Source organism: Pleomorphomonas sp. T1.2MG-36 (assembly GCF_950100655.1).
In the GTDB taxonomy this organism is placed as follows: domain Bacteria; phylum Pseudomonadota; class Alphaproteobacteria; order Rhizobiales; family Pleomorphomonadaceae; genus Pleomorphomonas.
The window spans coordinates 227145-249023 of record NZ_CATNLY010000023.1 but is presented as its reverse complement, the minus strand read 5'-3'; the positions used below and the strand labels follow the sequence as shown (position 1 = coordinate 249023).

Here is a 21879-nt window from a genome sequence, read left to right as displayed (position 1 = left end):
CGGATGCAAGCCGGAGGAGCGGCGCCTTCTGGCGCCGCCACCCCGGAAACTCACCCCTCCATGGCTTCCAGCGCGCCCAGGCTTTCCGGCAGGATCTGGCCGCCGTCGACGGTGATGGTCTGCCCGGTGATGTAGGCGGCCTCCTCGGAGGCAAAGAACAGGGCAGCGTTGGCGATGTCGGCCACCGTGCCCAGTCGCTTCAGTGGGATCGACGCCTCCATCTTGGCGATGTAGTCCGGCCCCATTCCCTCAAGTCCTTCGGTGAAGATGTTGCCGGGCAGAACCGCGTTGACGGTGATGCCTTTCGGCGCCAGTTCGATCGCCGCAGTGCGCATGAAGCCGAGTTGACCAGCCTTGCTGGCGCCATAGTGCGACCAGCCGGGATAGCCGGTCACGGGGCCGGTAATGGAAGACGTCAGAACGATGCGACCGCTGCCCGCCGCCGTCATGGCCGGCAACACCGCCGATACGCTGAGGAATGTGGAGCGAAGGTTGGTGGAGATCACATGGTCGAAGTCGGCCGGCGTCATGTCCGACAGCTTGGCCGCCGGAAATATTCCGGCGTTGGCGCACAGCACGTTGATGGCGCCGTAGCGATCGAGCGCCGCCTTCGCCATCGCCGTGCATCCCTCCGGCGTCGACACGTCGGCACTGAAACCGCTGGCGTTCGGTCCGATCGTCCTGGCGACGGCTGACGCATCGGATTCGCTGCGCGATACCACCAGCACGTTGAGGCCGGCCTCGCCGAAACGAAGGGCGATGCCCTTGCCGATGCCCCGGCTGCCACCGGTGACGATCACCGTCCTTCCGTGTAGTGACTGCAACATCAAGTTCCACCTTCTGTTGTTGTTTGACCAAAAATCCAGCACATCGATCATGTCTGCGGCAGCCGTCGATCAAAAAAGATGCGGCATGGCGGGTACGCGATGATTCCCCGAAAAACAGAGGATTTCAGCGGGTGATGATCTCGCTCTGCAACCCGGTAGGTCCTTCGCCGGTCGCGAGGCTGCGTCTCGTTGGGATCAACATGCCCAACGAAATTGATGTTGTAAACAGCACATTTTTGCGACAGACTTCCAACATAACGAAAGGGAACAGACCAACCGTCAGCAGGAAAGGGTTTTCCGATGGGACCGATGTCCAGGCGCAACATGTTGCAAATGATGGGGGCTGCCGCCTTTGCCGGCCCGCTTCTCTCCGCGAGCCGAGCCTTCGCCGCCCGTGAAGGCGAGCTCAACATTCTGTGCTGGGAGGGCTACAACTCGGCGCAGGTGCTCGACCCCTTCCGGTCGGCCAAGAGCGCCACGGTGAAGGCCGAGAGCCTTACCAACGACCCGACGATGATCAACCGCCTCAGGGCCGGCGAGACCAACGTCTGGGACCTCATCAACGTCAACAACCCCTGGGCGCGCAAGGTGATGGCGCCGGCCGGCCTGATCAAGCCGCTGCCGCGCGAGACCTTCGAGCCCTATTTCGACAAGATGCTGCCGGCCTTCAAGGCGCCCTATCGCTGGGCGATGAGCGACGACGGCAAGGATCTCCTTGGCATGGCCCAACGCTTCGGGCCGTATTCCTTCGTCGTCAATACCGACAAGATCAGCCGGGCCACCGCCGAGGAGCAGGGCTGGAACCTCTTCAACGATCCGTCGCTCGCCGGCAAGTACGGCATCCTCGAGTCCGACGACTGGAATGTCTTCGACATCTTCCTGACAGCCGGCATCAATCCCTTCGTCGAGCACACGGACGCCGACTTCAAGCTGTTCGAGGAAACGGCCGTCCGCATCTTCAAGGGCGCCAAGATGATCGGCGACATCGCCACCATGAACCAGGCGCTGATCTCCGGCGAGATCGACCTGCACTTCACCGGCGGCACCTATTCGGTATCGCCGGCCCGTGCCGACGGCTATCCGAACCTGCGCGCCGTCACGCCGCTGAAGGGGCCGATCGACGGCAAGGGCGGCGTTTCCTGGATCGAGGTCACCTCGACCGTCAACAATCCGCAGCTGTCGCCGCTGGCGACCGAGTTCCTTCAGTACGTTCAGGACCCGGAGGTGGCGCACACCGTGGCCTTCGCCGAGGGTACCTTCAACCCGGTTGCCCAGATGGGCAACAAGGCCTGCTTCGACCTGTTCACCAAGGAAGAGCTCGACGCCATCCAGTGGGACAGCCTCGAGGAAGAGATGGCGCGTTCGGCCGAGTACGACATCGTGCCCGATTACGACAAGGCGCTGGAGATCATGCTCGGCGCCAAGCGCCAGCGCGGCTGATCTTCCGCCCGATACACGACCGTCCGTCGCACGCGGCGGATGGTTTCCTCAGGTCTGCTTTCAGGATCGCTCGCTCATGTCGTCTGTCGCCGCCACTCCAGTGCCCGCTTCATCCCCCGTCCAGAAGTCTCCGCGACCGGTGCTGCAACTCGTCGATGTTCGCAAGGTGTTCGATGGTTTCGCGGCAGTCGACGGCATCAGTCTCGACATCGAGGAGGGGGAGTTCGTCACCATCGTCGGACCATCGGGATCGGGCAAGACGACGCTGCTCAGGATGCTGGCTGGCCTCGAAAGCCCCAGCGACGGTTACATCACTTTGCGCGGCGAGCTGATCAACGACGTGCCGTCCAACCGGCGGCCGACCTGCCTGGTGTTCCAGTCTCTGGCGCTCTTCCCGCACATGACGGTGGGCGACAACATCGAGTTCCCGCTGCGCGTCCGCAAGATGGCGCCAGATGAGCGGCGCAGGCGGGCGCTGGAGCTGATGGCCAAGGTGCGCCTGCCCGAGGACTATTATTCCAAGAACGTCATGCTGTGCTCGGGCGGCGAGAAGCAGCGCGTGGCGCTGGCCCGCGCCTTCGCCTACGATCCCGATGTCCTGTTCTTCGACGAGCCGCTGTCCGCCCTCGACTACAAGCTGAAGAAGCTCCTGGAAAAGGAGCTGAAGGACCTGCATCGCGAGAGCGGAAAGACCTTCGTCTACATCACCCACTCGCTCGAAGAGGCGATGGTGATGTCCGACCGTATCGGCGTCATGCGCGCCGGCAAGGTGGTGCAGATCGGCACGCCCGAAGAGATCTATTCGACGCCAGCCGATCGGTTCGTTGCCGAGTTCTTCGGCGAAGTGAACATCGTGCCGATCCGCCGTGCCGATGACGGATGGCTGCGCCGCGACGGCAAGCCGGTGGCGGTGACGCCCAACCTCGTCATCGACGGCGACGAGGCCAGCGTCGTCATCCGCCCCGAATACATGCGCTTCGTCACCGACGAGGCCGGGGTCGACAACACGCTGACGGGGACCATCTTCAACGAGTACTCGCTTGGCTCCCGCCTGCAATACCAGGTGAGAAGCCGCACCGGCCGCACCTTCCTTGTCGAGGTGCCGCGCGCCGCTGCCTGGAAGGGCGATGGCGAGGTGACGATCGGCTGGGACGCCGGGAATGCCATCGTGGTGGGAGGCTGAGATGGCCGAAAGCTCACTCTCTGGGCCCGCGCCGAAGCTCTCGCCCGGTTTGCGCGCTTCCTTGCCGGTGCTTTTCCTTTTGGTCGCCGGCTTTCTCGCTCCACTTCTCACCGTCGCCGCCTATGCCTTCGCGACGCCCAAGAGTTTCGACGCCTTCAGGTCCTTCACACTTGAAAATCTGTCGGCGATCTTCGACCCCAACAATACCGTCTGGACGTCCTTCGTCTGGTCGCTGGCGCTCGCCTTCGCCTGCGTGGCCATCCTTCTCGTCGTCTGCTACCCGATCGCCTTCGGCCTCAACAAGGTGTTCGGCAAGTGGTCCGGCCTAGTGTCGGTGCTGTTCGTCTTTCCTCTCTTCGTTTCCGAAAACGTCCGTCTCTACGGTTGGGTGCTGTTCTTCATAAAGAACGGCGTCCTCGACGGTGCGCTGAAATGGCTCGGCTTCTCCGGCGGTCCCGAGCTTCTCTACACGCCGGGCATCACTCTCTTCGGCATGGTCTACGTCTACCTGCCGTTCATGCTGTTCCCCATGACGCTCGGCATCGCCATGATCCCGCGCGATCTGGTCGATGCCGCGAGCGACCTAGGGGCGGGTAGGCTGATGATCTGGCGCGAGGTGGAACTGCCGCTCGCCATGCCGGGTATCCTGATCGGTGCGCTCTTGACTTTCGTGCTGGCTGCCGGCGCCGTGGCCGAAGCCAAGATCCTCGGCGGCCAGTCGGTGATCACCATCACCCAAGACATCGAGGTGGCCTTCACCTACGCCCAGAACTGGCCGATGGGATCGGCGCTCGCCCTCATCCTCGTCCTTATCGTCTCCGGTCTGGCGCTCTCCGCCATGGCTCGGCTCGACCTCGACAAGATCCTCGGAAAGCGCTGAGCCATGCAGACCGTCGGCCGCACCCGCACCCATTTCGTCATCCGTGCCTGGACGACCTTCGTCGTGCTGGCGATCTACCTGCCGATCGCCTGCGGCGCTCTGGCCGGGCTTTCCAAGGGGCGCTACTTCGCCTTCCCGATCCGGGTCTTTTCAACCGAGTGGTGGGGCAGGACCAGGGACTCCTTCGAGATCCACGTCCTCGTGCAGAACTCGGTGCTGATCGCCCTGATCGTCACGGTGCTCAGCGTTCTCTTCGCCTTCTTCGGCGCGTTGGCCTTCGCTCGCTATCCCTGGAAGGGCCGTCGCGCCTTCCAGCGCCTCTTGCTGCTGCCGATCTTCTTTCCTCAGCCGGTGCTCGGCCTCGCGCTGCTCCTGTGGTTCAATGCGCTCGGCATCAGTCCCACCTGGAAGACGGCCGTCGTCGCCCATCTCGTCTGGATCGTGCCGGTGGTGACGCTGGTGATCGCCATCCAGGTGTTCAGTTTCGACCCCGTCCTGGAGGAGGCGGCCAGCGATCTCGGCGCCTCGCGCCTGTTCACGCTCCGCACGGTCACGTTGCCCATCCTGTGGCCGGGCATCTGGTCGGGCGCGCTGTTCGCCTTCCTGCTGTCCTGGGGCAACTTCCCGCTATCGCTCTACACGGCCGGTGCCGACTCGACGATTCCGAAGTGGCTCTATTCCAAGATGGTGGCCGGCTATACGCCGATGGTCCCGGCTCTCGGCACCATGAGCACGCTGACGGCGGCCGCGCTTCTTCTGGGTGGCGGCCTCATCCGCTTCCTGATCCGGCGTCGCGCTGCACTGCGGGCGCGGGAAGGGTGAAGCTAGGGCTGGAAGCCCACCGGCGATTGAGGCAGCCAATAAGACGCCTTGACCGTCGTCACCTCGACCTGAAAACCTCGGAGATCAAGAGGATGGCCGAATCGGACCTGATCGGCCAACGGGACAATGGCGCGTGAAATGAAGCGGACCAAATCATCGCGGCAGACGCAGATTCTGGCGGAGCTCGATTCAAGTCCGTCGCTGCGCGTCGCCGAACTCGCCCGTCGGCTCGATGTTTCCACGGAAACCATCCGGCGCGACCTCGACGAGTTGACGACGCAGGGCCTGCTCAACAGGACCTACGGTGGCGCCGTCCGCCCGCTCTCCAGCGAGCCGTCCGTCACCGAACGCCACCGCCTGTTTGTCGAAGAGCGCCAGCGCATCGCGCGCGCCGCCCTGAAGGTCATCGGTGACGGCCATGTGCTGATGATCGGCTCCGGCGCCACCACGGTCCACGTAGCCCGCCGCATCGCCGTGGAAATGAAGAACATCACCGTCATCACCCATTCTTTCGGCGTGGCGACGGTGCTGGCCTTCAACCCGACCATCAAGGTGCTGATGCTGCCCGGCGACTATCATTCCAGCGAAGGCGCCACGGTCGGCGTGCACACGGTGTCCTTCCTCGGCAACTTCTACGCCGACTACGCCATCACCGGAGCGTCGGGCCTTGCCGTCGACGGCCCGTCGGAGGCCCTGCTCGAATGCGGCGCGGTCTATACGGCGATGGTGGCGCGCGCTGCCAAGTGCGTGGTGGTGGCCGACCATTCCAAGTTCGACGCCATCTTTCCCTCGCGTTACGCGCCGTGGCGGGATGTCGATGCGCTCGTCACCGATGCGCCGCCGCCCGAGAAACTGGCCGCGACGCTCCGGCAGTCGGGCGTGGAGCTTGTGGCGGCGAGCTGAGGTTCAGCGAGAAACGATCGCCAGCGTGGTGCGTGCCACGGTCACGAAAGCGCGGGCGAGAACAAGCCCGATGATCGCCCCGAGCGTCGAGGCGGCCCAGTTGTCGAGCCCCGGGCCACGACCGGGAATGAATATCTGAATGCCTTCGAACAGAAGCGATGCCGCGGACAGCAGCAGCACGATCCGCCACCCGCGCAAGGGCGGCAGCGTGGAGGCAAAGAAGGCCGCGCCGGCGTAGGCGAGCAGATGCTCGACGTTGCCCGACCCGAAGACATGCGGCCGCTCGGCGCCCGGCAGGAGGGACAGCACCACGATCACGGCGAGTGAGAGAATGCCCGACATCTGGAACAACTTGCGCCCGATATGTTCCAGCTTCATCTCTTCGCTCCTGCCGTCCTTATGCGTCTACGCATTCTGCCGTGTCGCCGGTAAAGAAGGCGTCGACAAGGCGAAAGGCCTGATGGCCGGCGAAAAGCGCCGCCGAAGACTGGTCGCCCCGGCGGCGGAAAAAGCTGTGCAGATCCGAAGTTACTTCGATTTTTCCTTGGTGACCGCCAGCTGGATCTTGTGGACGTCGGACCCGATCTTGAAGGTGATCGTGTACTGCTTTGGATCGGACGTCTTGGCCACTTTGGCCGCGTCGAACACGAACGCGCCGCCATATGACTCGCCGGGGAGGATCGTGTTGTCCATCAGCATGTTGCTTTCGAGGGCCGCGACATTGATCTCACCCTCCGCCGCAGCGGATCTTACGTTGGCATTGGCGATGGCCGAGCCTGCGGCGCCATTGTAGCCGCTGTAGGTATAGTGTTGACCGTTGATGGTTCCCGAGCCCGAATAGTATCCGCTTGCCGCACCGGCCACGCCACCGAGCAGCGCCAGCGCAATGGCTTGTCCGCGCGCTTCGGACTGCAACTCATCTACGGTCCATACCTTGAGCGGCTTGCCGGTGTTGGTCTGGACGACGGAAATATCCGAGTAGCGTAGCGTAACCGGTTTGTTCCCGGTGTTTCTGATCAGCGCCACATAGGTTGGCCTCGGCATCTGCTCGGTGCGGGATGCCGGCGCGACGATGAGCTGAGTGGATCCCGTTTGGGACAGAATGGCGTCTCGTCCAGAGCGGACGAGGATTTCCTGTCCGGCTTGCTTTGCAAATGAGGTCTTCTCGACCGTCACGCAGCCAGAGAGTGCCAACGCCGCGGAGGCGACGGCCAAAACCGAATAACACTTCAAGATTGTACCCCATTCCCTTTATGAAGTTGGCGCGACACAACTACCGGGATTGGTTTGGAGTCAATCCGCAATCACCACGCCTCGCGCCATCCTCGAACGAGAGCGGCTTTCTTGGTTTCCAAACTGGAAAGAACTGCGCCTTCACCTGAAAGCCGATGATGCCCGGCAAAACGGAGTTTGCGAGCAGCTTGGCGGCCGCCGCTCGTGGCTTGCGCTTGCGATGTGTTTGGCGACTCCAGCAGGGCTCGAACCTGCGACCTGCCGCTTAGAAGGCGGCTGCTCTATCCAGCTGAGCTATGGAGCCGTTAGGCCGGCCGCTCCAGGGGCGGCTGGGACCGAACGCTTCAATGCGTCCAGGTTTCGGCCTTGGAATATTTGAAATTGTCGGAATAGGAGAGCTTCTTCGGCGTCCGCTCCTTGGGCTCCATCACCTGATAGGCGAGGCCCTCGCGCACGGCGTAGGCAATCGCCTCCTCGCGCGTGTCGAAGGAGAGGCGCACCTGCTGCTTCATGTCGCGCGACGAGGTGTAGCCCATCAGCGGCTCGATGGTCTTGGGCTTCTCCGGCTCGAACTCCAGCAGCCAACGCTCCGTGCGACCGCGTCCGGACTGCATGGCGGTCTTGGCAGGCTTGTAGATTCGCGCCGTCATCTTGGCCCTTCTCCTCTGTCGCCGTCCCGGCCGCCGGCCGCGGGACCGCGATCGAGGGCCGCCGTTTGGTCGGGGCAGCAAGATTCGAACTTGCGACCCCCTGCTCCCAAAGCAGGTGCGCTACCAGACTGCGCTATGCCCCGCGACCGAAACGTGAGGGATTACCTAGCGTTTCAGGAGCGGCTACGCAATAGGCTGGATGCGCGCCGGTTCGCTATAGGCGTTGGGGATGAGCGCTTCCGTCAAGCGGTCCTCCAAGGCGTGGAAGGCGGCCTCGCGCAGCAGCGATGGCGCGCGCGGCCGGCCGAAGGGCACGTCCACCGTTTCGATGACCCGGCCGGGGCGCGGGCTCATCACCAGCACGCGGTCGGCGAGGAACAGGGCTTCGTCGACGGCATGAGTCACCAGAAGAGTCGTCGTTTGCGTGGCGCTCCAGATGCGTTGCAGTTCGAGGTTCATTTGCCGCCGCGTCACCGCATCGAGCGCGCCGAACGGCTCGTCGAGCAGAAGGACCTCCGGCTCAAGCACCAGCGCTCTCGCGATGGCGACGCGCTGGCGCATGCCGCCGGAGAGTTCGTCCGGTCGCGCCCGCTCGAAACCGGCGAGCCCCACGAGATCGGTGAGCATGGCCACGCGATCCATGTTCGTCTCGGTGCCGGCGAGACGGAAGGGCATGGCGATGTTGTCGCGAACGTCGAGCCAGGGCAGCAGGGCCGCGTCCTGGAAGGCGAAGCCCAGCTTGTGGGCACGGCTGAGAGCACCCGGTTCGCCGCCATGGACGGTCACCGTTCCGCTGCTCGGCCGGTCGAGACCGGCGACCAGCCGCAGGATGGTGCTCTTGCCGCAACCCGATGGGCCGATCAGCGCGACGAACTCTCCGGCCGCCACGTCGAGGTCGACGCCGGTGAGCGCCGTTACCGTGCCGCCAGCTTCCGTCGAGAACAGTTTGTCGATGCCGGTCAGGCGGATCGCGGGTGCATCGGTCATGGGCAAGCTCCTGCGCCTCACATGTCGGCGTGGAGAGGCTCGGTCGAGGCCGGTCCGATGGAAAAGTCCGAGAAGGCGACTTCCAGTCCAGCGCGCGATGGCGAGCAGGCCATGGGGCCGACCCGGTAGCGCGGCGCCGTTGCGAAGGAGGCAACCCGCAGCATCGACCATGTCTTGCCGTCGCGGGACGCGTGGACCAGCACCGAACCGTCCTTGACCGTCAAGCGCAGGCGGAAGTCGTCAAGCTCGCGGAAGGGTTGGCAAACCGACCAGTCGGAGCGGCCGTTGGTGACAACCACCGACAGGAAGCGGTCGCCATCCGTCAGTTCGACGCCGCACTTCAGCCAATGCTTCTCGTCGAGGTACAGCATCAGGCCGGCTTGGTCGAAGTTGGCGGTATAGTCGGCGCGAATGCGCAAAAGGGCGGTGAAGCCGTCATCGGCCGGCAGCAGATAGGCATGGCCGTTGTCATGCACGAAGCCGTAATAGGTCTCGCGCCAGAAATCCGTCTCGTTCTCGGTGGCCAGGGTCAACTGGTCGCCGTCGATGTTCCAGCGGGAGGGCTCGTTCACCCACGCACCGCCGCCAAACCCCGTCTTCAACATGTCTCCTCCACTCATTCCCCGCGCGGCTCGGCCGCGTCGTCATCGGTCAGCGGCGCGTTGAGATCCTGCTCGATGTCCCTGAGGAGGCGCATCAGCGTGTCGAGCCGTTCCTGGCCGATCCGGTCCGTCATTGAGGCATAGACCGTTTCGGCCCAGGTGCCCACCGCGTCAATGACCTTCTTGCCCTCGGGCGTCAACGAGATCAGCCATGCCCGGAGGTCGGCAGGGTCGGGGCGGCGGTTGATGAGATGCCTTTTCTCGAGGTCGCGCAGGATGCGCGACAACGAGGGGGGAAGCAGGAACGTCGCCATGGCGAGGCCGGTGGCGTCGATCTCCGGTACCGAGTCGAGTGCTCGCAGCACGCGCCATTGCTGCTCGGTGAGATCCACCGATCTCAGCACCGGGCGAAATTGCCGCATCACCGCTTCCCGTGTTCTGAGAAGGGCGACCGGCAGCGAGCGGGAAACATTCCTGAGGCGACCGCGACGGCGGGCGCCGGCTTCCCGACCGGCCGTGTCGCTGGACAAGGTCTCGTTGTCCTTTTCCCTCATTCCACAATCCTCGCTGGTTTGGTCCGAGCCTATCCGCTTTTGTGCTGTCAGGAAACGCCACACAAACGCCGCCAACGAGCGAGGTAAACGCTACCAAACCGGGCTGCCCCGGCTTTTATTACCCCACTATTCCAGTTTAACCGAGTTAGGATTGATCTCCCGCAATTCGTCCCCGGTCGATATCGGGCAGTGTCGCCTGCGAAAAGCTCCGGCGGACGGGCCGGTGAAAGGCTGCAATGATGACGAAGACCGAACGGATCACCTGGCTCGATGAGAATCGCATCGAGGCGGAGATCGCCGCTACTGCCGCCGGTGCCGACAAGCAGCGCGTGCGCGAGATCCTCGAAAAGGCGGCGATGCTGGGCGGTCTTTCGGAGGACGACGTTGCCGTTCTTTGCGCCGTCACCGACCCCGATCTGACGGCCGAGCTGTTCCACACGGCCGAGAAGGTGAAGACGGAGATCTACGGCCCGCGCATCGTGCTGTTCGCGCCGCTCTACTTCTCCAACATCTGCCTCAACGAGTGCGTCTACTGCGCCTTCCGCCGCTCCAACAAGGATCTCGATCGCAAGATCCTGACCATGGAGGAAATCGAGGCGGAGACGGCGGCGCTGATCGACCAGGGCCACAAGCGCGTGCTGCTGATCGGTGGCGAAGCCTTCCCCAAGACCGGCTTCCAGTATCTCATCGACGCCATCGAGCGCATCTACTCGGTGAAGCGTGGCCGTGGCGAAATCCGCCGCATCAACGTCAACGTGGCTCCGCTGGAGACCGACGAGTTCCGTCGGCTCAAGGAAACCGGCATCGGCACCTACCAGCTGTTCCAGGAGACCTATAATCGCAAGGTCTACGAGCCGATGCATCCGTCGGGCGCCAAGGCCGATTTCGACTGGCGCGTGTCGGTGATGGACCGCGCCATGGCCGCCGGCATCGACGACGTCGGCATCGGTCCGCTGTTCGGCCTGCACGATTGGCGCTTCGAGGTGCTGGCGACCATGCAGCACATCGCCCATCTGGAGGATGCTTTCGGCGTCGGCCCGCACACCATCTCGGTGCCGCGCATGGAGCCCGCTTTCGGCTCGGACGTGTCGATGGCGCCGCCGCATGCCGTCTCGGATACCGATTTCAAGAAGATCATCGCCATCCTGCGCCTCGCCGTGCCCTACACCGGCATCATCCTGTCGACGCGCGAAAGCCCGGAAATGCGTCGCGAGGCCTTCCGCCTCGGCGTGTCGCAGATCTCCGGCGGCAGCCGCACCAACCCCGGCGGCTACGCGACGCCGGTCGAGGAGCACGCCGCCCAGTTCACCCGCGGCGATCATCGCCCGCTCGATGAAGTGGTGCGCGACATCGCCGCCAGCGGCTGCGTGCCATCCTTCTGCACCGCCTGCTATCGCATGGGACGCACCGGCGCCGACTTCATGGACCTTGCCAAGCCCGGCCTCATCCGCGAAATGTGCGGACCGAACGCCCTGTCGTCCTTCATGGAATACATGCTCGACTACGGCTCCGAAGATACCTGCGCCGCCGGCGAAAAGGCCGTGGCGACCGAGGTGGCGACCATGGAGCCGAAGATCGCCCGCTATTCGGAGACGATGATGCGCAAGGTGCGCGAGGGCAAGCGCGACGTCTACCGCTGAGGGGGACGTGGCCTGGAGGCAGGCGATGGCGACGCGACGCGAGGCCGACCTGATCGGCGAGCGTGACATTGCGGCGGATGCCCTCACGGGCATCCACACGGCGCGGGCGCGCGAGAACTTTCCGCTGGCCGGCCGGCCGTGTCATCCCGACCTCATCAAGGCCTATGCTGCCGTGAAGATCGCGGCGGCGAAAACCAACCATCGCCTCGGCTTCCTTGCCGACGATGTGGCGGAGGCGATCGTGCGCGCCGCCCGCGAAATCGAGGATGGCACGCTCCTTTCCGAGATCGTCGTCGACGCGCTGCAAGGTGGCGCCGGTACCTCGCTCAACATGAACGTCAACGAGGTGATCGCCAATCGGGCCGAGGAACTGCTCGGCGGCCGGCGCGGTCAGCACCTCCGCGTCCATCCCAACGATCACGTCAACCTCAATCAGTCGACCAACGACACCTTCCCGACGGCGCTGAAGATCGCCGCCATTCGCCTGCTGCACGGACTGGAAAAGGCCATCGCCGATCTCCAGGTCGCCTTCCAGGACAAGGAGCGGACCTGGTCCGGTGTGGTCAAGATCGCCCGCACCGAGCTGCAGGATGCCTGCCCGATCGCCTATGGCGCCGTATTCTCGGCCTGGGCCGAAGCGCTATCGCGCGATCGCTGGCGCGTCTTCAAGTGCGAGGAGCGGCTGCGCGTCGTCAACCTCGGCGGCACGGCCATTGGCACCGCCATTGCCGCGCCGCGCGATTACGTCTTCATGGTCACCGAAGTGCTGCGCGAGGTGACCGGCCTCGGTCTTGCCCGGGCGGAGAACCTTGTCGACGCTACCCAGAACGCCGATGCCTTCGTCGAGGTGTCGGGCATTCTGAAGGCCAATGCCGTCAATCTGTTCAAGATTTCCTCCGACCTCCGCCTGCTGTCGTCGGGGCCGCAGGCCGGCTTCGGCGAGATCCTGCTTCCTGCGGTGCAGGCGGGCTCGTCGATCATGCCCGGCAAGGTCAACCCGGTGATTCCCGAAGCGGTCGGCCAGGCGGCCATGCGGGTGATGGGCAACGACCAGGTGGTGACGCTTGCCGCCCAGAACGGCCAGCTTGAGCTCAACGCCTTCCTGCCGCTCCTGGCCGACGCATTGCTCGACAGTTTGAGTCTTCTGGAGGCGGCCTCGATCATGTTCCGCACGCGTTGCGTCGAGGGGCTTTCCGTCGATGAGGCGGCCTGTCGGCGGCAGGTGGCCGAAAGCCGTGCCGTCGTCACCGCCCTTCTGCCGCGCCTGGGATATGAGACCGCCACCGAGGTTGCCGTTGCCGCTCGCGACAGCGGCCGGTCGGTGATCGAGATCGTCCTCGAACGCAAGCTGATCGAACCCGCCGATCTCGAGCGCCTGCTCTCCGCCAACGCCATGACCGCCCTCGGTACGAAATAGATAGGACCAGACCATGCTCGCCACGCCCAAGGGTCTTCGTCTGCATATCGGCGTCTACGGCCGGCGCAACGTCGGCAAGTCGTCCCTGGTCAACCTGTTGATCGGGCAGGAAGTGTCGATCGTCTCCGACGTCGCGGGCACCACCACCGATCCGGTCGAGAAGGCGATGGAGCTGTTGCCGATCGGTCCTGTCCTGTTTGTCGACACCGCCGGTATCGATGACGTCGGCAACCTCGGCGAGATGCGCGTCGAGAAGACGCTCAAGGCGCTCGACCACACCGATCTCGGCATCATCGTCACCGATGGAGCGATCGGCGACGACGAGATCAGGCTGATGGATGCGCTCGCCGACCGCGAGACTCCCTATTGCGTCGTCTTCACCAAGGCCGATCTCGGTGCGCCGCCGGCAGAGGCGCTGGCGGCGGTCAAGGCGCGCGACGTGCCCTTCGCGATCATCTCGACCGCATCGAAAGCCGATGCCGCGCGTGTCCGCGAGGTGATTCTTCAGGCCGCTCCGGAGAGTTCCTTCGAGGTGCCGCATCTCCTGGCCGATCTGGTGCCGGCCGGCGGGCATGTGGTGCTGGTGGTACCCATCGATCTGTCGGCGCCGAAGGGCCGGCTGATCCTGCCGCAGGTGATGGCCATCCGCGACATTCTGGACGCCGATGCGAGCTGTACCGTGGTCAAGGAGCGCGAACTGGCGTCAACGTTGAAGATGCTCGGCAAGAAGCCCGACCTCGTGGTCTGCGACAGCCAGATCGTGTTGAAGGCGGCGGCCGATACGCCCGACGACGTGCCGCTCACCACCTTCTCGATCCTGATGGCCCGCTTCAAGGGCGATCTCGTCCGTCTTGCCGAAGGCGCGGCGCGCATCGACCATTTGAAGCCGGGGGATCGGGTGCTGATCGCCGAGGCCTGCACCCACCACTCCATGGCCGACGATATCGGCCGGGTAAAAATACCTCGTTGGTTCCGACAATACGCCGGCGGCGACATCGAGTTCGAGACGATGGCCGGCCGGGCTTTCCCCGAGGATCTCAGCCCCTACGCGCTGGTCGTTCAGTGTGGCGCCTGTACGGTCAACCGCAAGCAGGTGCTACTTCGCATCCGGCAGGCCGAGCGGCAGGGCGTGCCGATCACCAACTACGGCGTTGCCATCAGCCGCGTGCAGGGCGTTCTTCACCGCTCGCTCGGGCCTTTCCCCTCGGCGCGCATCGCTTTCGAGCGGGCCAGCGCCTCCCAATGAAAAGGCGGGGCCGAACCCCGCCTTCCAGACCGAGATTCCGGCGTCAGTTGAGGACCTGCAACACCACGCGCGACTGCGGGTCGACGATGACCCGCTCGTTGTTGATCACGGTGTAATAGTAGGTCTCGTAGCCAGGGACCGGATGAAGCACGACAGTCGTCGGCAAGGCCTGCCCCACCACGATCGGCTGTTCGTAGACGATCGATGGCGTGGTCTGTTCGATGACGATGGTGCGCACCTCCGGCGGCGGCGGATCGAGAATCGTGCCGACCGCGGCGCCGGCCACGCCGCCCACGACGGCACCCACCGGTCCACCGACGATAGCGCCGGTGGCTGCGCCACCAGCTGCGCCGGAGAGGGTACCTTCCTGGGCAAAGGCGGCCGGAGCAATCACAAGGCCGCCGACCAGAAGGGAAGCTGAGAGGATGTTTTTCATCTCGGACTCCTATTGGTTGATAGGCCATCAACGGCCGACCGACAGGAAAGGTTCCCGAGCTGCAAGGCGCCAAAGATCAGGGGAAGGCCGTTCGGTCGACGCGCCGCGCCCTGGAGCGAGTGGCGCCCGAGGGCGGAGACGCTGGGCAACCAGCGGGGGCTGCCCCGTCATTCCGTCGCCGACGAGGGCGCTGCGTCGCCGATTGATCGCGCGTCCCGCGACGGCTTGCCGGCGACGATCGGCAGCTTCACCTGACCTTGATCGAGTGCCCCGGCCCCTGACCGATCACCCGGCCGATCGACCAGACGCGGGCCGCGGCACAGCCGGAGCACTGATGATCGTCTTCGTCGACGCAAGGCTTGTCCGGATAGAGCATATAGTTCTTGCGGAAGCGGCCGGGCGTCGCGTTGGGCATGAACACGTTGGCGCCGCGCTGCAGGACAAGGTCGCGGCCGGCGTGCGGGAAGATGGCATCGAAGGCCGTGGTCGCCGGGATGTGCGCCTTCGGATTGACGATGCGGAGCGCCGACACGGCGGCGAAAAACATGTCGTGGTCGTCGGCATAGGCGTTCTGTAGGCCGGCGAGCGGCGTATCCGGATGGGCGATGAACGGCCCGATGCCGATCATGTCGAGGTCGAGTTCACGGCAGAGCAGGATGTTGTCGGCCAGGATGTCGAGCGTCTCGCCCGGAACGCCGATCATGAAGCCGGAGCCGACCTGGACACCCAGGCTGCGCAGATCCTTGAGGCAGCGGATGCGCTCGTCGAGGTCGCAGTCCGGATGCAGATAGGCGAAGAGCTCGGGGTTGGACGTCTCGAAGCGCAGAAGATAGCGGTCCATGCCTGCCGCGCGCCAGCGAGCATAGGTGTCGCGCGGTCGGTTGCCGGCGCTCATGGTCACGGCGAGCCGCGTCTCCGTCTTGATCCGGCGGATGATGCGCTCGATGCGCTCGTCTTCCTTCTCTGCGGCCACTTCGCCCGATTGCAGCACGATGGTCGTCTGCTGCCAGCCTTCCATCCGGTGGGCTACCTCGAGGATTTCCTCCTCATCGATGCGATAGCGCCGCACGTCGCGATTGGACTTGCGGATGCCGCAATAGAGGCAGTCGTTGGCGCAGATGTTGGAGAACTCTACGATGCCGCGCAGGAACACCTCGTCGCCCATGTTGTCCTTGCGCACGGCGTCGGCACGGGCGAACAGCGTCTCGCGCGGCAGGTCGAACAGCGCCTTGACGGCGGCACGGTCGAAAACGTCCCCGGCGGGGGGCTCTCTCAGAAGGGCGGCGGCTGTGCTCATGACGTGTCCGAAAACTTATATCTGTTGTGAAAGATATAGCCTGAACAACCTTCTGGCGACAGGCGGTCCCCATCCCTCCGAATACTTAGGCAAAACGTTTCGGATGACTCTTGGGTAGATTCGATTCTAATTTTTGCAAACGTGCGGTCCGGTGTGGGAGGAACTTGCCGGGCCTCATCGTTCAGGGTGACCTGCGAACGCAACAGGGAGGCGGCCGTGATTGTCACCGTGGCCAAGGAAGTGGGTCGGGCTCTTACGTGTCCGTCTGCTGGGTTCTGCCTGCGGATCGCCGTTGCCGCGGCATTCCTGACGGTATTGTTTGGCCTTCAGGCCATCGCCGTCGGCGTCTGATACGCGCAACGCGCTCTTCGTGGAACCGCCGGCCGGGCAGCGATGCCCGGCCGGTCCGTTTTTCCCTCCTCGCGTCGCCCAATCAGGCGGCGTTGGCCATCGCCTTGAGGTCGGTTTCCACCTCGCCCACCGGCTTCAGACCGAATGTGTCGACCAGAACCTTCAGGACGGCGGGCGTCAGGAAGGCCGGCAGACGCGGCCCGATGCGGACGTTCTTGACGTTGAGGTGCAGCAGGGCGAGCAGCACGCAGACCGCCTTCTGCTCGAACCACGACAGAACGATGGAGAGCGGCAGTTCGTTGACCGTGCAACCGAAGGCGTCAGCGAGCGCCAGCGCCACCTTGACGGCCGAGAAGCTGTCGTTGCACTGGCCCATGTCGAGGAGACGCGGCAGGCCGGCAACGGTGCCGTAGTCGTGGCCGAGCAGACGATACTTGCCACAGCCCAGCGTCAGGATCACCCAGTCGTTCGGAATGGTGGTGCCGAGGTCGGTGTAGTAGGAACGCTCGCCTTCCGAACCATCGCAACCGCCGATGACCGCGAAGTGCTTGATCTCGCCGGACTTGACGGCGCCGATGATCTTGTCGGCGGCGCCCAGCACCGCGTCATGGCCGAAGCCGACCATGTGCTCGCCAGTCTTCACGCTGTCGGTGAAGCCGGGGGCGGCCAGCGCCGCTTCGATCACCGCCGAGAAATCGCGGTCCTCGATGTGGGCGATGCCCGGCCAAGCGACGAGGTTGCGGGTGAACAGGCGGCCTTCGTAATCCTCGAAGGGCTGCATCAGGCAGTTGGTGGTCATCAGGATGGCGCCGGGGAAGTTGGGGAACTCCCGCTGCTGCAGCATCCAGGCGCCGCCGAAGTGACCGACGAGATGCTTGAACTTCTTGAGTTCGGGATAGCCGTGGGCCGGCAGCATTTCGCCATGGGTGTAGATGTTGATGCCCTTGCCCTCGGTCTGCTCCAGGAGCGCCTTGAGGTCGACCATGTCGTGGCCGGACACCAGGATCGCCTTGCCGGGAACGTGACCCATCAGCACCGGCGTCGGCGTCGGCTTGCCATAGGTGTCGCCATGGGCGGCGTCGAGCAGCGCCAGAACGTTGATGGTGACCTCGCCGCACTTGAGGTTGAGGGCGAGCAGTTCGTCGACGGTGGCGACGCCGGCATCGAGCTTGGCGAGGGCTTCGACCATGAAAGCGTCGACCACCGGATCGGCGCGGTTCATCTGGCGGGCGTGGTGGGCGTAGGCGGCCATGCCCTTGAGGCCGTAGAGCAGCAGCTCCTGCAGGCCGGTGATATCTTCACCAAGGCTTGCCTTGCGGGGGGCGATCATCGATTCGCGAGCCCAGGCGAGCAGGGTGTCTTCCGGCGCCTCGACGGCGACGCCCGCGGCGGGGGTACCGGCGGCGGCGACCACGTTACGGATCATGCCGAGGATCGAGGCGGTGTCGAAGTTGACGTTGGTTACGGTGACGAACAGAGCGTCTTCGAGCATCGGGGCGAGGTTCGCCGGCCGCTCGGCTGCGGGCACGTTCGCGTAGCGGGTCGCAAGGCGCTTGGCGGCGTGGACGAGCACGTCCTGCAGGTCGGAAGCCTCCGGCGACTTGCCGCAGACGCCGCGCGTCACGCAGCCGGTTCCGCGGGCGGTCTGTTCACACTGATAGCAAAACATCTGTCCGTCTCCATCCTCGGGGGCTTACAGCCCTTCTTGCCGGCCGAGCCGGCGGAATGGAGGCGACCGTAGAAGGGACACCCATGGGGGACGTTGCGCGGGCACAAATTGCCAGCGATTTCACGGCAGCTTGACGTAGTGGGCTCGCGTCATCTCCCTCAAGGTCATTTCGTTCGCCGAGGCGAGGGCCTGCGTCACGCTCATCTGCCCAACGACGGCGGCGGCGAAAATCTGGCCGACGGCGTCACCAATCCTCTGGAACTCGGGAATGGCCACGAACTGGCTGCCCGTGTAGGGCGCGGGCTTGACGGTCGGCTGGTCGGGGTTGGCCGTTTTGATGGCGGTTAGCGTGTAGCTGGAAAACGGCGCCGCAGACCGGTAGCCGGGGTTGTTGTAGAGCGACACGCGCGTTCCGGGCGGCGCGTAGGGCCATCCCTCATGCGCGGCGACCAGCTCGGCATACTCCCGGTCAGTTGCCCAGGCGATGAAGCGCTGGGCTGGGGCTGCCTTGCTTGTGCTGGTGGGAATGGCGAGGTTCCACGTCCACAGCCAGTTGCCGTGGTTGCCGAGGGTGCCGTAGCTTGGGAAGGGCGCGTAGCCAACGCGCCCGACGACGCTCGACGTCTTGGGATCGCTGAGGGTGGATGCGGCGACGGTGGAGTCGATCCACATGGCACACTTGCCCGCCCGGAACAGGTCGAGGTTCTCGGGGTAGCCGTAAAAGGCCGAGCCAGGCGGTCCCGCCGCCTGAAGCAGATCGACGTAGAACTCGAGCGTCCGCTTCCACTCCGGCGAGTTGAACTCCGGACGCCAGTCGAAGCCGAACCAGCGGGCGCCGAAGGAGTTGGCGGCCGCCGTGAGCAGCGCCATGTTCTCGCCCCAGCCTGCCTTGCCGCGCAGGCACATGCCATAGCGTCCGGCGACCTTGTCGGTGAGTTTCAGCGCCGCGTCGCGCACGAATGTCCAGGTTGGCGAGGGCGGCATCTCAAGGCCGGCGTCCCGGAACAGGTCGGTGCGGTACATCAGCATGGCGCTCTCGCCATAGAACGGCGAAGCGTAGAGTTTGCCTCGATAGGAGACCGCCTTGCGGATGGCTGGCAGAAGATCGTCCTCGTCATAGGTGTCGCCCAGCGCGTCGAGCGGCTGCAGCCAGCCTTGCCGAGCCCAGATCGGGACTTCGTAGTTGCCGATGGCGATGATGTCGAACTGGCCGCCGCGCGTCTCGATATCCGTGGAGATCTTCTGCCGCAGGACGCTTTCTTCGAGCAGCACCCAATTGAGGTGGATCCCCGGATTGCGTGCGGCGAAGTCGTCGGTGAGTTCCTGCATGCGGACCATGTCGGCGTTGTCGACGGCAGCAATCGTCAGCACTTCGGCAGACATCGAGGTGCTGGTCGTGCCGATCAGCGTCGCAACTCCCACAATCGCGCTGAAGCGCATCGCCTTCCCCTCCACCGACTCAACGCGGTCGTTCGGGGATGCTAGTGCGGCAATAGTTCAGAAGGTATTGGCGAAGGGTCGCGTAAGAGGCGGATTGTTCAGAAGCTTTGGGTCAAGGGGCCGCCGACGGCAGTGCCGCGCCGGTCATGTCCTCCTTGAGGTCGACGCCGGTGAGGCCGAGCCTCAGCGCTTCCCGGATCAGCCAGACAATCTTGTCGGCCGCCGCCTCGTGCGCCAGCCCGTCGGCGTGAATGTTCGAGAGGCAGTTGCGCTCGCTGTCGCGCCGGCCGACCTTCGGCCCGAACGTCAGATAGGCGCCGAGACTGTCGGGGACCGACAGGCCGGGTCGCTCGCCGATCAAAACGACGACAATGCGGGCGCCAAGCGCCTCACCGGCTTCGTCACCGAAGGCGACGCGGGCCTGTTCGCCGAGCACGATCGGAGCGATCTTGAAGTCGCCGAGCCGGCGCAGACAGGCGGACAACACGATTTCGGCATGGGCCTCGACGGCGGCGGCCGAAAGGCCGTCGGCGATGACGAAGGCGACGTCCCAGTCGCCCGCTTCGATGCCGGCAAGAGCCGCCGGTTCAACGCGCCGGCCGAGATCGGGGCGTGCGAGATAGATCGGCCGATCGGCAGCGCGCGATCTCAGCCGGATCACCGCCCGCTTCGCGCCGATCCGTTCCGCCATTGCCGTGAAGTCGACATGGCCGTGCACGGCGTCGCGGGCGCGGGCATGGGCAAGCTGAAAGTCGAGCACGGCGCGGATCGGCAGCGAGTCGCCGGCCCGGCCGAGGCCGATGCGGGCGCGGGTGACGGCCCTGAAGCGGGCGAACGGATCGAGGTCGATGGGATTGCTCATGCCGACGCCTTGTAGTCGATGAGGCGGCGCGCGACGGAGCTGGCCTGCGGTGCCAGACGCCCCTCGCTGTCGAAAAGGCCCATGCGGTAGAGCCAGGCCTCGAATTCGGGCGCCGGCGGCCGGCCGAAGGAGCGCCGGAGGCTGACGATGTCATGGTAGCTGAGCGACTGGTAGTTCAGCATCACGTCGTCGGCGCCGGGCACGGCGATCAGGAAGTTGACGCCGGCCGAGGCGAGCAGGAACATCAGGTTGTCCATATCGTCCTGATCGGCTTCGGCATGGTTGGTGTAGCAGACGTCGACACCCATCGGCACGCCGAGCAGCTTGCCGCAGAAGTGGTCCTCCAGGCCGGCCCGGATGATCTGCTTGGCGTCGTAGAGATACTCCGGCCCGATGAAGCCGACCACGGTGTTGACGATCAGCGGCTTCAGGTGGCGGGCAACGGCGTAGGCGCGCGCCTCCACCGTCTGTTCGTCGACGCCATGATGGGCGTCGGCGCTGAGGGCCGATCCCTGGCCCGTTTCCAGATACATCACATTGTCGCCGACGGTGCCGCGCTTCAGACTGAGCGCCGCCTCCCGTCCTTCCCGAAGTACCTTCAGATCGACGCCGAAGCCGCGGTTGGCGGCCTCGGTACCGGCGATCGACTGAAACACCAGATCGAGCGGCGCACCGGCCTCGACGGCCTTGATCGATGTCGTCACATGGGTCAGCACGCAGGACTGCATGGGGATGTCGAAGCGCTGGCGAAGCCGGTCGAACAGCTCCATCAGCCGCATGCAGGCTTCGAGGTTGTCGCCGGCCGGGTTGATGCCGATCACCGCGTCGCCCACGCCGTAGGTGAGGCCGTCGAGCGTCGAGCCGGCGACGCCCTCGGGATCGTCGGTCGGATGGTTCGGCTGCAGGCGGCTGGACAGGCGCCCCTTGAGGCCGATGGTGGTCCGGAAACCGGTGACGACGCTGGCCTTGGCGGCCGCGACGATCAGGTCGTGGTTGCGCATGATCTTGGAGGCCGCGGCGACCATTTCCGGAGTCAGGCCAGGAGCAAGGGCGGAAAGCGCTTCGGTCGTGCATTCGTAGGAGAGCAGCCAGTCGCGAAACTGGCCGACCGTCATGTGAGCGACCGGTGAAAACGCGGCGTCGTCGTGACCATCCAGGATCAGCCGGGTGACTTCGTCGATCTCGTAGGGGATCAGCGGCTCTTCGAGAAACGTGCGGAGAGGAACGTCGGCCAGGAGGTAGCGGGCGGCGACGCGGCGCTCGTTGGTGTCGGCGGCGATGCCGGCCAGCCGGTCGCCGGATTTTTCCGGCGAAGCAGCGGCCATGAGGGTCTTGAGATCGTCGAAGACGTGACGCTGACGGCCGAGCAGGATGGCATAGTTAGACATGCCGCAAGTCTATCATCGCTCAAGGATTGGCCAAGGCGTTTTGTTGGGCAGC

Annotated in this window: 22 protein-coding genes and 2 tRNA genes; 9 read left to right on the top strand and 15 right to left on the bottom strand. The window is 64.8% G+C overall.

Annotated features, from left to right (window positions below; all coding sequences use genetic code 11):
• Window positions 1-50: 50 nt before the first annotated feature.
• Window positions 51-827, bottom strand: a complete 777-nt coding sequence (fabG, locus tag QQZ18_RS12635; protein ID WP_284541279.1) for a 3-oxoacyl-ACP reductase FabG — start codon at window positions 825-827, stop codon at window positions 51-53.
• A gap of 300 nt (window positions 828-1127) precedes the next feature.
• On the opposite strand from fabG, the gene QQZ18_RS12630 reads away from it, so the two are divergent.
• The 5 genes from QQZ18_RS12630 to QQZ18_RS12610 all read left to right on the top strand — a co-directional run bounded on the left by QQZ18_RS12630 (window position 1128) and on the right by QQZ18_RS12610 (window position 6055).
• Window positions 1128-2267, top strand: coding sequence for an ABC transporter substrate-binding protein (locus tag QQZ18_RS12630; protein WP_284541278.1), 1140 nt, complete (start codon window positions 1128-1130; stop codon window positions 2265-2267).
• Window positions 2268-2343: 76 nt separating this feature from the next.
• Window positions 2344-3450 carry an ABC transporter ATP-binding protein gene (locus QQZ18_RS12625; protein ID WP_284541277.1) on the top strand — a complete coding sequence of 369 codons (1107 nt, stop codon included), beginning with the start codon at window positions 2344-2346 and terminating at the stop codon, window positions 3448-3450.
• Window position 3451: 1 nt separating this feature from the next.
• Complete coding sequence (locus QQZ18_RS12620; RefSeq protein ID WP_284541276.1) at window positions 3452-4330, top strand: ABC transporter permease; 879 nt, start codon at window positions 3452-3454, stop codon at window positions 4328-4330.
• 3 nt (window positions 4331-4333) lie between these two features.
• Window positions 4334-5152 carry an ABC transporter permease gene (locus tag QQZ18_RS12615; protein WP_284541275.1) on the top strand — a complete coding sequence of 273 codons (819 nt, stop codon included), beginning with the start codon at window positions 4334-4336 and terminating at the stop codon, window positions 5150-5152.
• Window positions 5153-5290: 138 nt separating this feature from the next.
• Window positions 5291-6055, top strand: a complete 765-nt coding sequence (locus QQZ18_RS12610) for a DeoR/GlpR family DNA-binding transcription regulator (RefSeq protein WP_284541274.1) — start codon at window positions 5291-5293, stop codon at window positions 6053-6055.
• A gap of 3 nt (window positions 6056-6058) precedes the next feature.
• Here QQZ18_RS12610 and QQZ18_RS12605 read toward each other — a convergent pair whose 3' ends face one another.
• The 8 genes from QQZ18_RS12605 to hpaR form a co-directional block, all read right to left on the bottom strand.
• Window positions 6059-6433: a VanZ family protein gene (locus tag QQZ18_RS12605; RefSeq protein ID WP_284541273.1), complete on the bottom strand. Its 375-nt coding sequence runs from the start codon at window positions 6431-6433 to the stop codon at window positions 6059-6061.
• A 150-nt stretch (window positions 6434-6583) separates the two neighbouring features.
• A complete protein-coding gene (locus QQZ18_RS12600) occupies window positions 6584-7288 on the bottom strand; it encodes a hypothetical protein (RefSeq protein WP_284541272.1) in 705 nt (234 codons plus the stop codon).
• A 227-nt stretch (window positions 7289-7515) separates the two neighbouring features.
• Window positions 7516-7592 (bottom strand) — tRNA-Arg (locus QQZ18_RS12595).
• A gap of 40 nt (window positions 7593-7632) precedes the next feature.
• A complete protein-coding gene (locus tag QQZ18_RS12590) occupies window positions 7633-7938 on the bottom strand; it encodes an ETC complex I subunit (protein WP_026790850.1) in 306 nt (101 codons plus the stop codon).
• A 66-nt stretch (window positions 7939-8004) separates the two neighbouring features.
• Window positions 8005-8081 (bottom strand) — tRNA-Pro (locus tag QQZ18_RS12585).
• Between the two features lie 40 nt (window positions 8082-8121).
• Window positions 8122-8925: an ABC transporter ATP-binding protein gene (locus QQZ18_RS12580; protein ID WP_284541271.1), complete on the bottom strand. Its 804-nt coding sequence runs from the start codon at window positions 8923-8925 to the stop codon at window positions 8122-8124.
• 17 nt (window positions 8926-8942) lie between these two features.
• A complete protein-coding gene (locus QQZ18_RS12575; RefSeq protein WP_446728656.1) occupies window positions 8943-9527 on the bottom strand; it encodes a DUF1349 domain-containing protein in 585 nt (194 codons plus the stop codon).
• A gap of 14 nt (window positions 9528-9541) precedes the next feature.
• A complete protein-coding gene (hpaR, locus tag QQZ18_RS12570; RefSeq protein WP_284541269.1) occupies window positions 9542-10081 on the bottom strand; it encodes a homoprotocatechuate degradation operon regulator HpaR in 540 nt (179 codons plus the stop codon).
• Window positions 10082-10317: 236 nt separating this feature from the next.
• On the opposite strand from hpaR, the gene hydG reads away from it, so the two are divergent.
• Genes hydG through hydF form a run of 3 tightly spaced genes read left to right on the top strand, consistent with a single transcriptional unit; the run spans window position 10318 to window position 14384 of the window.
• On the top strand, window positions 10318-11721 hold the full coding sequence (gene hydG, locus QQZ18_RS12565; RefSeq protein WP_284541268.1) for a [FeFe] hydrogenase H-cluster radical SAM maturase HydG: 1404 nt from the start codon (window positions 10318-10320) through the stop codon (window positions 11719-11721).
• Between the two features lie 25 nt (window positions 11722-11746).
• Window positions 11747-13138: an aspartate ammonia-lyase gene (locus QQZ18_RS12560; protein WP_284541267.1), complete on the top strand. Its 1392-nt coding sequence runs from the start codon at window positions 11747-11749 to the stop codon at window positions 13136-13138.
• A 13-nt stretch (window positions 13139-13151) separates the two neighbouring features.
• Complete coding sequence (gene hydF / locus QQZ18_RS12555; RefSeq protein ID WP_284541266.1) at window positions 13152-14384, top strand: [FeFe] hydrogenase H-cluster maturation GTPase HydF; 1233 nt, start codon at window positions 13152-13154, stop codon at window positions 14382-14384.
• Window positions 14385-14427: 43 nt separating this feature from the next.
• Here the strand turns inward: hydF and QQZ18_RS12550 are convergent, their stop codons facing one another.
• Window positions 14428-14820, bottom strand: coding sequence for a DUF1236 domain-containing protein (locus QQZ18_RS12550; protein ID WP_284541265.1), 393 nt, complete (start codon window positions 14818-14820; stop codon window positions 14428-14430).
• 247 nt (window positions 14821-15067) lie between these two features.
• On the bottom strand, window positions 15068-16117 hold the full coding sequence (gene hydE / locus QQZ18_RS12545) for a [FeFe] hydrogenase H-cluster radical SAM maturase HydE (RefSeq protein WP_284541264.1): 1050 nt from the start codon (window positions 16115-16117) through the stop codon (window positions 15068-15070).
• A 216-nt stretch (window positions 16118-16333) separates the two neighbouring features.
• On the opposite strand from hydE, the gene QQZ18_RS12540 reads away from it, so the two are divergent.
• On the top strand, window positions 16334-16468 hold the full coding sequence (locus tag QQZ18_RS12540) for a hypothetical protein (protein ID WP_284541263.1): 135 nt from the start codon (window positions 16334-16336) through the stop codon (window positions 16466-16468).
• An 82-nt stretch (window positions 16469-16550) separates the two neighbouring features.
• Here the strand turns inward: QQZ18_RS12540 and hcp are convergent, their stop codons facing one another.
• The 4 genes from hcp to QQZ18_RS12520 all read right to left on the bottom strand — a co-directional run bounded on the left by hcp (window position 16551) and on the right by QQZ18_RS12520 (window position 21827).
• Complete coding sequence (gene hcp, locus QQZ18_RS12535; RefSeq protein ID WP_284541262.1) at window positions 16551-18137, bottom strand: hydroxylamine reductase; 1587 nt, start codon at window positions 18135-18137, stop codon at window positions 16551-16553.
• 120 nt (window positions 18138-18257) lie between these two features.
• On the bottom strand, window positions 18258-19577 hold the full coding sequence (locus QQZ18_RS12530) for an ABC transporter substrate-binding protein (protein WP_284541261.1): 1320 nt from the start codon (window positions 19575-19577) through the stop codon (window positions 18258-18260).
• Between the two features lie 112 nt (window positions 19578-19689).
• Window positions 19690-20439 carry an ethanolamine ammonia-lyase subunit EutC gene (gene eutC, locus QQZ18_RS12525; protein ID WP_284541260.1) on the bottom strand — a complete coding sequence of 250 codons (750 nt, stop codon included), beginning with the start codon at window positions 20437-20439 and terminating at the stop codon, window positions 19690-19692.
• A complete protein-coding gene (locus tag QQZ18_RS12520; RefSeq protein ID WP_284541259.1) occupies window positions 20436-21827 on the bottom strand; it encodes an ethanolamine ammonia-lyase subunit EutB in 1392 nt (463 codons plus the stop codon). Before QQZ18_RS12520 ends, eutC begins: the two co-directional genes overlap by 4 nt.
• Window positions 21828-21879 lie beyond the last annotated feature (52 nt).